A 14,356-nucleotide genomic window follows, 5' to 3' on the forward strand; every position below is an offset into this window, starting at 1 on the left:
CGTGTATCTCAATGCCACCGCGCAGGTGACATTTGCCCGCGCCGCGGGCGAGATCCGCCGTTCAGTGCCTTCCTTCGATGCACAGTCGCTGCCGGGCTCGAGCCTGGAGGCCCTGTCCCCCGATCCGGCCCGGGAGCGCCAGGCACTGGATTGCCTGGGCGCCTCCGAAATGCAGGAGCGCACTTTGGGCGCGTTGACTTTCCGCACTGTGAGCAGCCCGGTCGTCGGCGACGGGGGCGAGCGTATCGGCACGGTGGTGGAATGGACCGACCGGACGCAGGAACTCGCGGTTGAGAAGCAGATGCAGACGATGCTCTCCGCCGTCGTCGGCGGAGACCTGGCAAGCCGCATCTCACTGGACGGGAAGGCCGGATTCTTCGCGGCGGCCAGCGGCAGCATCAACCAGCTCGCCGACAATATGGCCGAGATCGTCGCCCTGGTGAAGGACGCCGCAGGCGAGGTTTATCGCGGCTCGAAGGAAATCGCGAGCGGCAACTCCAACCTGCAGCATCGTACGGAGGAGCAGTCAGCTTCGCTGGAAGAGACCGCATCATCGATGGAGCAGATGACCACCACCGTGCGGCAGAACGCAGACAACGCCGGCGAAGCGAATCAACTCGCCGTTGCCGCCCGCGATCAGGCCGAGCAAGGCGGCAAGGTAGTCAACAAGGCCATCCACGCGATGTCCGATATCAACGATTCGGCGCGGAAGATTGCCGACATCATTGGCGTAGTCGACGAGATCGCCTTCCAGACCAACCTGCTGGCCCTGAACGCCGGCGTCGAGGCCGCCCGCGCGGGAGACGCTGGCCGCGGCTTTGCGGTGGTGGCCAGCGAAGTGCGCGCCCTGGCCCAGCGCTCCGCCGGCGCCGCGAAGGAGATCAAGGCGCTGATCTCGACCTCCTCCGGCCAGGTGAAGTCGGGCGTGCAGCTCGTCGGCCAGACCGGCGAAGCCCTCGGCCGCGTCCTGGGGAAGGTGGGCGAGATCGCCCAGCTCACCGGCGAGATCGCCGCGTCCGCCAAGGACCAGGCCCTGGGTCTGCACGAGGTCAACGCCGCCATCGCGCAAATGGATCACGTCACTCAGCAGAACGCCGCCATGGTCCAGGAAAGCACGGCCGCATGCTTCGCCCTGGCCTCCGAAACCCGTCAGCTCGCCATGATGCTGGGCAAGGACGAGCGTGAGGGCGCCGCCGCCACGGCGCAGCCGCGTCCCGGGTCCGCCCCGCCCCACCCCCGCGCGGTGCGTCGGGCCGCCGGCGGCGGCGCGGCCCGCGCGGTCGCGGTGGAAGAGGACGGTTGGGAAGAGTTCTGAGGCATGTCCCAGCTCCCGCAACTGAAGTTGCCGGCGGTGCTCGACGTGACCTGCGCCGGCGCCCTGACCAGCCAGCTGAAGGATCTCCGGGGCGCGCCCCTGGTGCTGGACGCCTCCGCCGTCGAGCGGGTGGGCGGCCTGGGCCTGCAAGTGCTGCTCTCCGCCCGCGTCACCTGGGCCGCCGACGGCGAGCCTCTCGCCGTGGCTGCGCCTTCCGCCGCCTTCCAGGACGCCCTGGCGCTGTCCGGCGCCCGTCCCTTCGACCTTAGTGAAAGCCTAGAGTCATGATGGAAGCCAAGACGATCCTGACGGTCGACGACTCCCGCACCATGCGCGACATGCTGCTGATGACGCTCACCGAGGCGGGCTATCAGGTCACCCAGGCCGAGGACGGGGTCGAGGGGCTGGCCAGGCTCAGGGACGGCTCCCCCGACGCGATCATCACCGACATCAACATGCCCCGCCTCGACGGCTTCGGCTTCATCGAGCAGGTGCGCGGCGATCCCGCGCGCCGCGGCGTGCCGATCCTGGTGCTCACCACCGAGAGCGAGCCGGAGTTGAAGGACCGCGCCCGCCGGGCCGGCGCCACCGGCTGGATCGTCAAGCCTTACAATCCCGCCAAGCTGCTCGACGCCCTCCGGCGCGTGGGGGCCTAGTTGGCCGATATTCCGACCTTGCCTAAGGAGACGCTGGCCGCGATCCGGGTGGTGTTCTTCGAGGAGTGCGAGGAACACCTCGCCGATCTCGAGACCGGCCTGCTGGCGATCCAGGAGGACCGCTACGACGACGAGGTGGTCAACACCATCTTCCGCGCAGCCCACTCCATCAAGGGCGGGGCGGGGATCTTCGAACTGACGGCGGTGATCCGCCTGGCGCACGTCTTCGAGTCGGTGCTGTCGGAGGTGCGCGCCAAGTCCTTGGCGCTCGACCCGGGACTGGTGAAGACCATGCTCAAGGCCGCAGACGTGCTGAGCGACGTGGTCCGCGCCGCCCGCGACCAAACCGGGACGGACGAGGCGCAGGGCGAGGCCGCCATCCGATCGCTCTCGGCGGCCCTGGCCGCCCCGCCCGCCGACCCGCTGGAGGAATGGAGCTTCGAGCCCCGGCCCGTCGCCTTCGAGACCTTCGACTTCGACACGCCGCTCGGACGCAGCTTCGACATCCGCTTCCGCCCCTATGCGGAGCTCTACGCCAAGGCCAACGACCCGCTGATCCTGCTGCGCGAACTGCGCCGGCTGGGCCGCCTCGACGCGGTGCTGGACGACGAGACCGTCCCGCTGCTGGACGACCTCGACCCGGAGGAATCCTATCTGGCCTGGCGGCTCGTCCTGACCAGCGAGAGCGACGAGGCCGCCCTGCGCGAGGTCTTCGAGTTCGTCGAGGACGACTGCGAACTGCAGATCGCCACCTCGGACGGCGTGGCCGCCCCGACCGACCCGCCGTGGTCCCCGGCGCCGCCGCCCGCGGAATACGAGCCCGAAACGGCCGCGGTCCCGGCGGCCCCGGGGGTCTCCGCGGCGGCGGCCCAGTCCAGCATTCGTGTCGATCTCGCCCGTGTCGACCGCATGGTCAGCCTGGTGAGCGAGCTGGTCATCGGCCAATCCATGTTGGCCCAGCAACTGTCGCAGGAGACTCTCTCCCGACGCTCAAGCGTCGCTGCGACGATCGAGGACCTCGACCAGCTGACCCGCCACATCCAGGACAGCGTCATGGCCATCCGCGCCCAGCAGGTGAAGTCCGTGTTCCAGCGGATGTCGCGCCTGGTGCGCGAGGTCGAGGCCGCCACCGGAAAGCCCGTGCGCCTGGAGACCGAAGGCGAGACCACCGAAATCGACCGCACCGTCATCGAACGGCTCGCCGATCCTCTCACCCACATGGTGCGCAACGCCATCGACCACGGCATCGAGCCGCCCGAGGCCCGCATCGCCGCGGGCAAGCCGCCGGAAGGGATGGTGCGGATCTCCGCCGCCCACCGTGCGGGCCGGGTGATCATCGAGGTCGCCGACGACGGGGACGGCATCGACCGCGACCGCGTCCGCAACGTAGCCGTCACGCGCGGAATCATCGCCGCCGACGCGGCGCTGAGCGACGACGAGCTGGACAACCTGATCTTCGCGCCCGGCTTCTCCACCGCCGAAACCGTTTCCGACCTCTCCGGCCGCGGCGTCGGCATGGACGTGGTCCGCCGCAGCGTCCAGGCGATGGGCGGCCGGTTGACGGTCACCTCGCGCCGCGGCCAGGGCTCGACCTTCACCCTCAGCCTGCCGCTCACCCTGGCCGTCCTCGACGGCATGCTGGTGTCGGTGCGCGGCCAGACCGTGGTGACGCCGCTCACCGCCTTGGTGGAGTCCTTCGCGGTGACGGCGGGCGACCTGCAGCGCCTGGGCCCGACGGACGCGGTCATCACCCTGCGCGGCGCGCACGTGCCGCTGGTCGACCTGGGGGCGGCGCTCGGCTATCCCGCCGCCGCCCAGGCCCCCGAACGCGCCGTCGCCCTCCTGGTGGAAGGCGACACCGGCGAACGGGCGGCCCTCCTGGTGGACGACATCCAGGAGCAGCGCCAGGTGGTCATCAAGAGCCTGGAGACCAACTACCAGCAGGTCCAGGGCGTCGCCGCCGCCACCATCCTGGGCGATGGCCGCGTGGCCCTGATCCTCGACATCGAAGCCATCCTCGCCGCACAGCGCCGCCGCCAGGCCCCCGCCTCGCGGCCTGCCGAAGCCGCCTAGGGGCCAACAGCCATGACCAACGCCTCCGAAACCGACATGCGCGAACTGATCTCCTTCCAGGTGAGCGGGCAGCGCTACTGCGTCGACATCATGGACGTGCGCGAGATCCGCGGCTGGACCCAGGCCACCCCGCTGCCGCACGCGCCGGACTTCATGCACGGCGTGATCAACCTGCGCGGCGCGGTGCTGCCGATCATCGACCTCGCCGCCCGCTTCCGGTTGGGCCCCAGCACGCCCACCGCGCGTCACGTGGTCATCGTGGTCTCGATCGAGGGCAAGCTCGTGGGCCTGCTGGTGGACGCGGTCTGCGACATCCTCACCGTCTCCGAGGCGCAGATGCAGGCCACGCCCGATATGATGGGCCAGGACGTCCAGGAGTTCGTCGAGGCCCTGCTGACGGTCGAAGAGCGGATGATCGGCCTGGTCCGGCTGCCGGCGATCATGCCGCCGGCGGAAAGCATCGCCGCGTGAACCCCGATCCGCGCCCGCAGTCCGGGAGAGCCTGGGCGACCGCGCCGACGCGCGGCGCGTTCCCCTTCACCGGCGCCGACTTCCACCGGATCGCGGCGCTGCTGCGGGCCGACGTGGGCATCCACCTCACCGAGACCAAGGCGCCGCTGGTCTACGCCCGGCTGGTGAAGCGGGTGCAGGCGCTGGGCCTGCAAAGCTTCCACGACTATTGCAGCCTGGTGACGGGGCGCGACGGCGCCGACGAGCGCCGGCGGATGGCCTCGGCGCTGACCACCAACGTCACCCGCTTCTTCCGCGAGCCGCACCACTTCGAACACCTGAAGTCCGAGGTGCTGCCGGACCTGGTGCGGAGCGCCCGCCAGGGCGGCCGCGTGCGGGTCTGGTCGGCCGGCTGCTCCAGCGGCGAGGAGCCCTACTCCATCGCCCTGACGCTGCTGTCGCTGCTGTCCGACGCCGCCGACTACGACATCAAGATCCTGGCCACCGACATCGACCACGACATGCTGCAGAAAGCCCGCCGGGGCGTCTACGGCGACGCCTGCGTTGGTCCCATCGATCCGGCGCTGCGCAAGCGCTGGCTGACGCCCGGCACGTCCGAACACGGCGCCGTTCAGTGGACGGTCCGGGAGCCGTTGCGGAACCTGGTCTCGTTCCGCGAGCTCAACCTGGTCGGCGGCTGGCCGATGCGCGGCCCGTTCCAGGTGATCTTCTGCCGCAACACGCTGATCTACTTCGACGCCGGCCTGCGGATCGAAACCTGGTCGCGGATGGCGCCGCTGCTGTCGCCGGGGGGCCTGCTCTACGTCGGCCACTCCGAACGCATCGCGGGAACGAGCGCCTTCGAGACCGTCGGCTTGACCACCTATGTCCTCAAGCAAACGGAGCCCGGCTGATGCCCACGGCCGCCGCCATGAAGGTGCTTGTCGTCGACGACCAGAGGTCCATCCGCGCCCTGGTCCGCAGCAGCCTGAACAATCTCGGCTGCCGTCTGGTGGACGAGGCCGAGGACGGAGAGGACGCCTGGCGGCGCCTGCAGGCGCGGCCGCCCCACCTGGTGATCTCCGACCTCAACATGCCGAAGCTGGACGGCCTGGGCCTGCTGCGCGCCGTGCGAAGCGCTCCGCAGTTCAAGAACATCGGCTTCATCATGCTGACCAGCCGCAGCGACGCCGAGCTGGTGCAGCAGGCGATCAAGCTGGGCGTCAACAACTACCTCATGAAGCCGTTCGCCCTGGGCGCCCTGAAGAGCAAGATCGAATCGGTGTTCGGCCCCCTCACATGACCAGCAGCGCCGCCAGCGCCGCCCTGGAGGGTCGCGAGATGCGCGTCCACGTCCCCCAGGGCGAGTTCCAGGTCTCCGCGGACCCGCACGTGGTGCTGGCCACGACGCTGGGCTCGTGCATCGCCGCGTGCCTGCACGATCCCGTCGCCAAGCTGGGCGGCATGAACCACTTCCTGCTGCCCGACGGCGATGGGATGGACGGGCCCGAAGCCGTCCGCTACGGCGCGTTCGCCATGGAACTCCTGGTCAACGGCCTGTTGCGGGCCGGGGCGCGGCGTGACCGGCTGCAGGCCAAGCTGTTCGGCGGGGGCCACCTCCTCGACGGCCTCACCAACATCGGCGACCAGAACGCCGCCTTCGCCGAGCGCTTCCTGGAACGCGAAGGCGTGCCTGTCCTGTGTGGCAGCGTCCGCGGCGTCCACGCCCGGCGCTTGCAATACTGGCCGGCCACCGGTCGGGCCCGGGCGCTGGCGCTGGCGCGCGGCGAGGCGGCGGTCTTCGCCCGCGAGACCGCCCGGGGGGCGCCCCCAGCCGGCTCGGGCGCGCTGGAGCTGTTCGGCCGCCCATGACCCCGCGTCTTCCCGCCCTGCTGAGCGACGTGCGTGAAGGCCTGGAGATCACCGTCCGGCGGCTGGACGGCTTCCAGGGCCTGGTCGCCGACCTGGTCCGCCGCGCCGGCGCCGAGCGCGAGCCGCAGACCATCGAGCGCGTCCAGGAGATCGACGCCCTGGTGCAGCGCCTGACGCGCCTGGCGGCCATCGCCCAGGCCCTCGCCGCTGCAGCGCCGCGCGCCGAGGTCGTCCTGCCGCCGGCGACGCTGAAGGCCCTGGCCGACCTCGCACGCAAGCCCGCCACGGACGCCGCGCCCGAGAACGCCGACTGCGACATTTTCTGAAGGCCGGCCGCAGGGTCCAGGTGCGCAGCGCCTCGTGCGCCGTCTTCGCCTCCGGCGACCGACTTCGGACTTGAACCCGCACCGTCACCGGGCGCTACATAATTCCGGACAGGGTGGGGGATGCATGGACAAGGACCTGGACTTCACCGGCAGGACGATCCTGGTCACCGGGTCGGGCCGAAACATCGGCCGCGCCATAATTCTGGAGTTTGCCGCCCGGGGCGCGAACGTGATCATCAACGCCCGCTCGAATCGCGACGAAGCCGAGTCCGTGCGGCAGGATGCCGAGGGTCTGGGGGCGCGGGCCCTGGTGGTCATGGGCGAGGCCGGCGAGCACGAGGTGATCGCGGAGATCAAGGCCCGGGCCGAGGCGGCCTTCGGGCGGCTGGACATCTATGTCAGCAACGCCGCGCGCCGGCTGAGCAAGAGCTTCTTCGACACCACCGAGGAGGAGTGGACCTACCACCTGAACCAGCAGCTCACCGCCTCCTGGCGCCTGGCCAAGGCCTTCACGCCGGCCATGTGCGAGGCGGGTTACGGCCGGGTCATCCACATGAACGGCCCGGACGGTTACTTCGGCGGCTGGACGCGCGTGCCGCACTCCACGGCCAAGGGCGGCCTGCGCGCCCTGACCAAGTCGCTGGCCGGGGGCCTGGGCGAGTTCGGCGTCACGGTGAACGACATCAACCCGGGCGTCAGCAACACCATCCGCGACGCAAGCACCCACCCGCAGTTCCACGTCCCCGGCCACGCCGAGACGGTGGCCGCCGCCATCCCCATCCGGCGCGCGACGAAGGTGGAAGAGGTGGCCTTCGCCTGCGCCTTCCTCTGCTCGCCGCGGGCGGCCGCGATCACCGGCTCGATCATCCACGTGGACGGCGGCCGCGACATGCTGGGCTAGGGCGCGACGGCCTGACGTGTGACGTCGGTTCAAACCGCCCGCGTCGAGGATCACGACGTCGTCTCCAGCACGTCGCGGGCGAAAAGATCGGGCGGCCAGGTGGCGTCGGCGGCGCGGTTGTAGGCCGGCCGGCGGGCGAGGCGCTGGTTGTAGTCCGCCAGCACGGGGACCTCGGGGATTTCCTTGGTGAGCAGGCCCATGGACAGCGTTGCGCCCAGCATCACGTCGGCGGTGGAAAAGCGGTCGCCCAGCAGGTAGTCGCGATCCTTCAAGGCGGCCTGCAGCACGTCCAGCACCTGCGGCAACGGCTGCCAGCCGGGGCCCCAGCCGCCGGGTGGCGTGGGGACCGCGGCGCCGTGCAGCGACCGGGCGGGCTCCAGCACGGCGGTGGCGTAGACCATCCACTGCAGGTACGGCCCGCGCGCAGGCGCCTCCAGCTTGGGGGCCAGCGCGCCGTAGCTGTAGCGGTCGGCCAGGTAGAGGCAGATGGCGGCGGTCTCGCTCACCACCACCTTGCCGTCGGTGAGGGTCGGGACCTTGCCGGACGGATTGAGCTTCAGATAGGCCGGCGACTTCTGCTGGCCCTTGCGGATGTCGACCGTCTCGACCCGGAAGGGGACGCCCAGCTCCTCCAGCATCCAGTAGGTGATGAACGCCCGGCTGGCCGGGGAGTGGTAGAGGGTGATCCCGCGCCTGGCCGCCATGAGCGCCTCCGTTCGACCGCCTGAGATTAGGATGCCGCTCGGCCGTTCGCCAGCAGGGTCATCGCGCCGGCGGCGATGGCGGCGCTCCGCCAGCCGGCCGCGGGCCATCCGCGCCTTGAGCACGAGGACCGCGATGGCGGCAAACGGGGCGTAAAGCCGGAATGGCGCCCCGGACGCGGCAAATTTCGCTCCGTTGCAGGCGCACGCCCGGAGAAATCTTGCGGCGCATTCGGACGCCAGCGCTGTATCGCGTGGGCGGCGAAAGGGCGCGTGGTTCAACGGCCCTTGAGTTTTCCGATGCGGCTTTATATCCTCTTACCCCCCGGACGCCAACGCCCGCGGCCGGAGAAGGACATCCCCGAGGGCGACCCGAGCCATCACCTGCTATGGAAAAAGTGCCGATGACCGCCGAGGGCTATCAAGCCCTCGACGAGGAATTGAAGCGTTTGAAGACCGTGGAGCGGCCCGCCGTGATCGCCGCCATCGGCGAAGCGCGCGCGCATGGCGACCTGTCCGAAAACGCCGAATATCATGCCGCGAAAGACCGCCAGGGCTGGATCGAAGGCCAGATCGCCGAGATCGAGGACCGCATGGCGCGCGCCCAGGTGATCGACGTCTCCAAGCTATCCGGCGCCCAGGTCAAGTTCGGCGCCACCGTCTCGCTGATCGACGAGGACACCGAGCAGGAAGCCCGCTACCAGATCGTGGGCGACCACGAGGCCGACGTGAAATCGGGGAAGATCTCCATCTCCTCGCCGATCGCCCGCGCGATGATCGGCAAGGAAGGCGGCGATGTCGTCGAGGTGACCACGCCCACCGGCGTCAAGGCCTATGAGATCACCAAGGTCGAGTGGGTCTGAGCCGACCCAAAGCCGCCGCAAAGCTCCGTCATCCGCTGGCCGCGTTTAGTGGGGACGACCGATCTTGACCGCAAAGACCCCTGCGCCGCTGTCGATCTGGGCCGTGTCTGACGGCCGCAGCGGGATCGAAGGCCAGGTGCTGGGCCTGGCCGAGGCGGCAGCCCGCCTCAGGCCCGCCGAGATTGCCGTCAAACGCGTCGCCTGGACGGGCTGGACCGGCCGCCTGCCCTGGTGGGCCCATCCCTTCCCCCGCGCCACGCTCGTGCGGGAAAGCCGGCTGTCGGGCCCCTGGCCCGACCTGTGGATCGCCGCGGGCCGGGCCACCCTGCCGCTGTCGGTCCGCGCGGGCCGCTGGTCCAGGGGGCGCAGCTTCGTGGTGCAGGTGCAGGACCCGCGCCTCGACCCCGCCCGGTTCGACCTGGTGATCCCGCCGCGGCATGACGGGCTGGCCGGCGCCAACGTCTTTCCCATCACCGGCGCGCCGCACGGGGTGACCGCGGAACGGCTGGCGGAGGCCGGCGGGCGCTTCGCATCCGCGATAGACTCCTTGCCCCATCCGCGGACCGCCGTATTGATCGGGGGAACGTCCAAGGCCTTCGCGCTTCCGCCCGCGCGCGCGGCGGCCCTGGCGCGGGAGATCGAACAGTCCATTTCGGAGGCCGGCGGCTCGCTGATGCTGACCTTTTCGCGCCGCACGCCGGACCAGGCCCGCGCCCTGATGGCTGCGCGCCTGAAGGGCTTGCCGGGGATCATCTGGGACGACCAGGGAGAGAATCCTTATTTCGCCTTCCTGGCGGCGGCCGACCACGTCCTGGTCACCGAGGACTCGACCAACATGGCCACCCAGGCGGCGGCCACCGGCAAGCCGGTGCACATCCTGAAGATGGACGGCGAGAGCGCCAGGTTCCGCCGCCTGCACGCCGAGCTGGAGGCGCGGGGGATCGCCCGGCCGTTCACCGGCGTGCTGGACGGCTGGTCCTATCCACCCCTGGCCGAGACCGAGCGGGCGGCGGCCGAGGTATTGCGCCGCTATGACATCCGCAGGGTCGGGGCATGAGCGAGGATCCGCGGATTCTGTTCGTCGCCAACGCCGGCCCGGACGTGGGCGGCGGCCATGTGATGCGCTCGCTGACGCTGGCCCGGGCCCTGGCGCAGCGTGGCGCGGCCTGCGCCTTCCTGGGCGCGCCGGGGGTCGAGGCGGTGCTGCAGGCCTTCGCCCCGGACGTGGACCGCGTGGCGACGGACGGGGAGGACGCCTTCGCCGTGCTGGAGGCCACCAACGCCGCGGCCTTCGACGCGGTGGTGTTCGACCACTACGAACTGACCGCCGACGACCACCGCGACCTGGGCCGCGGCCGTCCCGCCCTGGTGATCGACGACCTCGCCGACCGCCCGCTGGCCGCCGACCTGGTGGTGGATTCCGGTCCCCAGCGGCGGGCCGAGGACTATCAGGGGCTGATCCCCGCCGGCGCGCGCCTGCTGCTGGGCCCGGGCTATGCGCCCGTGCGGCCGGAGTTCGCCGCCCTGCGCGGCCACGCGCTGGCAAGGCCCGAGGGACCGGTGGCTCGGATCCTGGTCTCCATGGGCCTGACCGACGTGGGCGGGATCACCGGCCGGGTGCTGGACCGCCTGCGCCCGCGGATCGGCCAGGCGGCGGTGGACGTGGTGCTGGGCGAGGCCGCTCCCAGCCGCATTGGGCTGGAGCGCCTGGCGCGGCACGATCCGCGGCTCACCGTCCATGTGGACACCCCGCACATGGCCCGTCTGACCGCGGCGGCGGACTTCGCCGTCGGGGCGGCCGGATCCAGCACCTGGGAGCGCTGCACCCTGGCGCTTCCGAGCGTGCTGCTGGTGCTGGCCGAGAATCAGCGGCCGGCGGCGGCGGCGCTGAACGAGATGGGCGCGGCCCTGACCGTCGATCCGGCCGACCCCGACTTCGACCAGGCCTTCGACCGGGCGACGCTGCGTCTGTTGAGCGATTCGGCGGCGCGGCGGCGCATCTCCGCCAAGTGCGCCGAGGTGTGCGACGGCCTGGGGGCGGCGCGTACGGCGGAGGCGTTCCTGGAAATCATCGCCCTCCGCGACAGCACGCCGCGCCCTTCGTTGATTTAGGTTAATAGTTCGTTTGCCTTGTGCGCCGCACCATCGGCCTACGATCGCGAATAGCGCGGTCTCGCGGCGAGGTCGGGGGCATGACCAAGGTCCGGATAGTCGGCGGAGGGCTGGCTGGAGTGCTGGCCGCCCTGGAGGCGCATCGCCTGGGCGCACGCCGCATCGAACTGCACGAACGCTACGACCAGCTCGGCGGCCGGCTGGCGCCTCGGATCGTGGGCGGCCTGGAGCTGCGCGACGCTTGCGTCACCTTCGGCGGGCGCGAGGATCCGGTCCGCAGGCTGCTGGAATGGCACGGCGCGGCGTTCGACGATTTCGACAATACCTGCGGCTCGGTCAATCCGTGTTCCCGCGGCGAGCCTGTGGCCGCCAGGGGCTTCGCCGGCCCGGTGCTGGAAGCCCGCGACCCCGCCTATGGCCGGCTGACCGGCGAGGCGCTCACCGACCGGCTGCGGGCCTATCCCGCCGAACTGAACGCCCCGCTGACCCGCTACTGCCAATGGCGCCTGGGGGTCTGGCTGGACGAGGTGCACGCCAGCGCCGCCCTGCCGCTGGGCCTCGACCAGATCCGCGTCACCGGTGCGCACGGCGGCGAAACAAGCCCGGCCGTGGCCCTGCCGCACGGCGGCTTCGGCGCCCTCTTCGCCTCCGCCCGCCGGGCCTTGGAAAGCCTGGGCGTGACGGTGCGGTTCGCCTCCCTGGTCTCCCCGCGCGAAATCCTCGACGTAGACGAGCCGGACACGGTGACGGTCTGGACGCCCTCCCCCGTCTCCCTGTTCCCCGCTCTCGGCAAGGCGCCGCCCAAGCGGATCGGCAAGGCCGTGGCGAGCTACGTCTTCCGGGCGCGCCATGCCGGCCCGGTCCCGTTCATGCTGCAGAACTTCACCGCGCGGGGATCGGTGTTCCGCCTCTCGCTCTATCCGAGCCGCGGCGAGACCCTGCTGCTGGCCGAGTGCGTCGCAGAGGTCTCCGACGCCGACCTGCGCCGCGAGATCCACGAGCTGATGGCCGGCTTCGACAGCGAGGGCCTGAAGCTGGGCGACACCCTGGCGGTCTCCGTGCGCACCCGCTGGGACTGCCCGTCGGTGGACTTCGTCCGCAAGCTCTCCGGCCTGCGTTCGGCGCTGGCCCAGGCCAAGGGCCCGGCCTTCGTCACCGGCGCCTGGGAGGCCGGCGACCCGACCGAGCGGTTCTGCAAGGTCTCGCGCGGCCTGCATGCGGCGCTGGCCGAGGAGATCCCGCCGGCCCGCGCCGCCGCCTGACCCCGTTAGCCGGATGATCCTGGGCATCCTCCAGGCGCGGATATCCTCCACCCGCCTGCCGGGCAAGGTGATGGCCCCGGTGCTGGGCGAGCCGATGATCGGCCGCCAGGTGGAGCGCCTGCGCCGCGCGCGGCGGCTGGACGCCCTGGTGGTCGCCACCAGCGACCGGCCGGACGACGACCCGCTCGCCGCCTATTGCGAAGGCCTGGGCCTGCCGGTCTACCGCGGCTCGCTCCCCGACGTGCTGGACCGCTTCCACCATGCGGCGCTGGCCTTCGGGCCCGCCTCGACCATCGTGCGCATGACCGCCGACTGCCCGCTCACCGACTGGACCCTGGTGGACCGGGTGATCGAGACCCAGGTCGGGGGCGGCTTCGACTACGCCAACAACACCGATCCCGAGCGCACCTTCCCCCACGGGCTGGACGTGGAGGCGATGCGCGCCGGGGCCCTGGCCGAGGCCTGGCGCGAGGCGGCCGACCCCTACGAGCGCGAGCATGTGACGCCGTTCCTCTACCGCCGGCCGGAACGCTACCGGCTGGGCTCGGTGGTCAGCGACCGTCCGGCGCCGGAACTGCGCTGGACGGTGGACACGCCGCAGGACCTGGAGTTCGTGCGCTACGTCTACCAGACGCTCTATCCGTCGGATCCGGCGTTCGGCCCGGACGCGATCCGCGCCCTGCCCCGCAACTCGTCGGCCTGATTGTGCGAGCGCTGTGCCGAGCAATTCGGTGAGGGTTTCGTTTTTCCCGCAGGGAAAGAAGGAAACCTCATCGAATTAGGCGCCGTCACCGCAGCCCGCCGCCGTCAGTCGGCGGCCGCGGCGACGACAGCCGCCGCGCCGTTCGGGGCGCCGCGGGAAAGGGCGGCGCGCAGGTCCTGGGCGGTGACGTCGCCTTCCCAGCGGGCGATGACCAGGGCGCCGACCCCATTGCCCACCAGGTTGGTCAGCGCCCGGCACTCGCTCATGAACCGGTCGACCCCCACCAGCAGGGCCAGGGCCGCGATGGGGATGTCGGGGATCACCGCCAGGGTCGCCGCGAGGGTGATGAACCCCGCCCCGGTCACGCCGCTCGCCCCCTTGGAGGTCAGCATGGCCACCCCCAGCAGGGTGAATTCCTGCGCCAAGGTCAGGTGGGTGTTGGTGGCCTGGGCGAGGAACAGGGTCGCCAGGGTCATGTAGATGTTGGTGCCGTCGAGGTTGAAGGAATAGCCGGCCGGGATGACGAGGCCGACGACGCTGCGCGCGCAGCCGGCCCGCTCCATCTTCTCGATCAGATTGGGCAAGGCCGCCTCCGACGAGGAGGTGGCGAGCACCAGCAGCAGCTCCTCCTTGAGGTAGAGGATGAGCTTCAGGATCGAAAATCCCGTGAGCCGCGCCATCGTCCCGAGGACGACGAGCACGAAGATCAGCGAGGTCAGATAGAAGGTGCCGATCAGCATCGCCAGGTTCTGCAGCGCCTCGACGCCGTACTTGCCGATGGTGAACCCCATCGCCCCGAACGCCCCCAGCGGCGCCGCGCGCACGACGATGCGGATCAGGCCGAAGAACAGCTGGCCGATGCCGTCGAGCGCTTGAATCACCCGCTCGCCCGCCGCCCCCATCCGCGAGGCCGCGAACCCGGACAGGATCGCCAGCAGCAGCACCTGCAGGATGTCGCCATTGGCGAAGGCCGAGACGAAGGTGTCGGGGATCAGGTGCAGCAGGTAGTCGGCCACCGTCTGGCCGTGCGCGGCCTTGGCGGCGTAGTCGGCCACCGCCTTGGGGTCGAGGCTGGCGGGGTTGATGTTGAACCCCTGCCCCGGGTGCATCAGCTCGCCGACG

General features: G+C 70.8%; 17 protein-coding genes. 15 read left to right on the forward strand and 2 right to left on the reverse strand.

The annotated features are described in order from the left end of the window. The 10 genes from VGL30_RS07045 to VGL30_RS07090 form a co-directional block, all read left to right on the forward strand. Positions 1 to 1,315 (forward strand): methyl-accepting chemotaxis protein (locus tag VGL30_RS07045; protein ID WP_331538241.1); only part of this gene is annotated, 1,315 nt, incomplete at its 5' end. Positions 1,316 to 1,318: 3 nt separating this feature from the next. Continuing rightward, the gene (locus tag VGL30_RS07050; RefSeq protein WP_331538243.1) at positions 1,319 to 1,603 is read left to right on the forward strand and encodes an STAS domain-containing protein; all 285 of its coding nucleotides are present in this window, start codon (positions 1,319 to 1,321) and stop codon (positions 1,601 to 1,603) included. Further along, positions 1,600 to 1,971: a response regulator gene (locus tag VGL30_RS07055; RefSeq protein WP_331538245.1), complete on the forward strand. Its 372-nt coding sequence runs from the start codon at positions 1,600 to 1,602 to the stop codon at positions 1,969 to 1,971. The genes VGL30_RS07050 and VGL30_RS07055 overlap by 4 nt, the downstream gene beginning before the upstream one ends. 18 nt (positions 1,972 to 1,989) lie before the next feature. Continuing rightward, a complete protein-coding gene (locus tag VGL30_RS07060) occupies positions 1,990 to 4,044 on the forward strand; it encodes a chemotaxis protein CheA (protein ID WP_331538247.1) in 2,055 nt (684 codons plus the stop codon). 12 nt (positions 4,045 to 4,056) lie between these two features. Continuing rightward, the gene (locus VGL30_RS07065) at positions 4,057 to 4,515 is read left to right on the forward strand and encodes a chemotaxis protein CheW (RefSeq protein ID WP_331538249.1); all 459 of its coding nucleotides are present in this window, start codon (positions 4,057 to 4,059) and stop codon (positions 4,513 to 4,515) included. After that, entirely contained in the window at positions 4,512 to 5,408 is an 897-nt protein-coding gene (locus tag VGL30_RS07070; protein WP_331538251.1) for a protein-glutamate O-methyltransferase, read from the forward strand. Before VGL30_RS07065 ends, VGL30_RS07070 begins: the two co-directional genes overlap by 4 nt. Further along, positions 5,408 to 5,797: a response regulator gene (locus tag VGL30_RS07075; protein ID WP_331538253.1), complete on the forward strand. Its 390-nt coding sequence runs from the start codon at positions 5,408 to 5,410 to the stop codon at positions 5,795 to 5,797. Before VGL30_RS07070 ends, VGL30_RS07075 begins: the two co-directional genes overlap by 1 nt. After that, a complete protein-coding gene (locus tag VGL30_RS07080) occupies positions 5,794 to 6,366 on the forward strand; it encodes a chemotaxis protein CheD (RefSeq protein WP_331538255.1) in 573 nt (190 codons plus the stop codon). Before VGL30_RS07075 ends, VGL30_RS07080 begins: the two co-directional genes overlap by 4 nt. Further along, positions 6,363 to 6,692 carry a hypothetical protein gene (locus tag VGL30_RS07085; RefSeq protein ID WP_331538257.1) on the forward strand — a complete coding sequence of 110 codons (330 nt, stop codon included), beginning with the start codon at positions 6,363 to 6,365 and terminating at the stop codon, positions 6,690 to 6,692. Before VGL30_RS07080 ends, VGL30_RS07085 begins: the two co-directional genes overlap by 4 nt. A gap of 124 nt (positions 6,693 to 6,816) precedes the next feature. After that, positions 6,817 to 7,593 carry an SDR family NAD(P)-dependent oxidoreductase gene (locus VGL30_RS07090; protein ID WP_331538259.1) on the forward strand — a complete coding sequence of 259 codons (777 nt, stop codon included), beginning with the start codon at positions 6,817 to 6,819 and terminating at the stop codon, positions 7,591 to 7,593. A 50-nt stretch (positions 7,594 to 7,643) separates the two neighbouring features. Here the strand turns inward: VGL30_RS07090 and VGL30_RS07095 are convergent, their stop codons facing one another. Next, the gene (locus VGL30_RS07095; protein WP_331538261.1) at positions 7,644 to 8,297 is read right to left on the reverse strand and encodes a glutathione S-transferase family protein; all 654 of its coding nucleotides are present in this window, start codon (positions 8,295 to 8,297) and stop codon (positions 7,644 to 7,646) included. Positions 8,298 to 8,683: 386 nt separating this feature from the next. Here VGL30_RS07095 and greA point away from each other — a divergent pair, with 386 nt between their 5' ends. The 5 genes from greA to VGL30_RS07120 all read left to right on the forward strand — a co-directional run bounded on the left by greA (position 8,684) and on the right by VGL30_RS07120 (position 13,234). Further along, on the forward strand, positions 8,684 to 9,157 hold the full coding sequence (gene greA / locus VGL30_RS07100) for a transcription elongation factor GreA (protein WP_331538263.1): 474 nt from the start codon (positions 8,684 to 8,686) through the stop codon (positions 9,155 to 9,157). A gap of 103 nt (positions 9,158 to 9,260) precedes the next feature. Then, positions 9,261 to 10,214: a mitochondrial fission ELM1 family protein gene (locus tag VGL30_RS07105; protein WP_331538265.1), complete on the forward strand. Its 954-nt coding sequence runs from the start codon at positions 9,261 to 9,263 to the stop codon at positions 10,212 to 10,214. Next, positions 10,211 to 11,269 (forward strand): UDP-2,4-diacetamido-2,4,6-trideoxy-beta-L-altropyranose hydrolase, encoded by a 1,059-nt coding sequence (gene pseG / locus VGL30_RS07110; RefSeq protein ID WP_331538267.1) that lies wholly within the window; start codon positions 10,211 to 10,213, stop codon positions 11,267 to 11,269. Before VGL30_RS07105 ends, pseG begins: the two co-directional genes overlap by 4 nt. Before the next feature lie 80 nt (positions 11,270 to 11,349). Continuing rightward, positions 11,350 to 12,531 carry an NAD(P)-binding protein gene (locus VGL30_RS07115; protein ID WP_331538269.1) on the forward strand — a complete coding sequence of 394 codons (1,182 nt, stop codon included), beginning with the start codon at positions 11,350 to 11,352 and terminating at the stop codon, positions 12,529 to 12,531. Between the two features lie 13 nt (positions 12,532 to 12,544). Next, entirely contained in the window at positions 12,545 to 13,234 is a 690-nt protein-coding gene (locus tag VGL30_RS07120) for a glycosyltransferase family protein (RefSeq protein ID WP_331538271.1), read from the forward strand. A gap of 104 nt (positions 13,235 to 13,338) precedes the next feature. On the opposite strand, the gene VGL30_RS07125 is transcribed toward VGL30_RS07120, so the two are convergent. Continuing rightward, positions 13,339 to 14,356 (reverse strand): cation:dicarboxylate symporter family transporter (locus VGL30_RS07125; RefSeq protein ID WP_331538273.1); only part of this gene is annotated, 1,018 nt, incomplete at its 5' end.

This window comes from Phenylobacterium sp. (genome assembly GCF_036502675.1).
Taxonomy (GTDB): Bacteria; Pseudomonadota; Alphaproteobacteria; order Caulobacterales; family Caulobacteraceae; genus Phenylobacterium.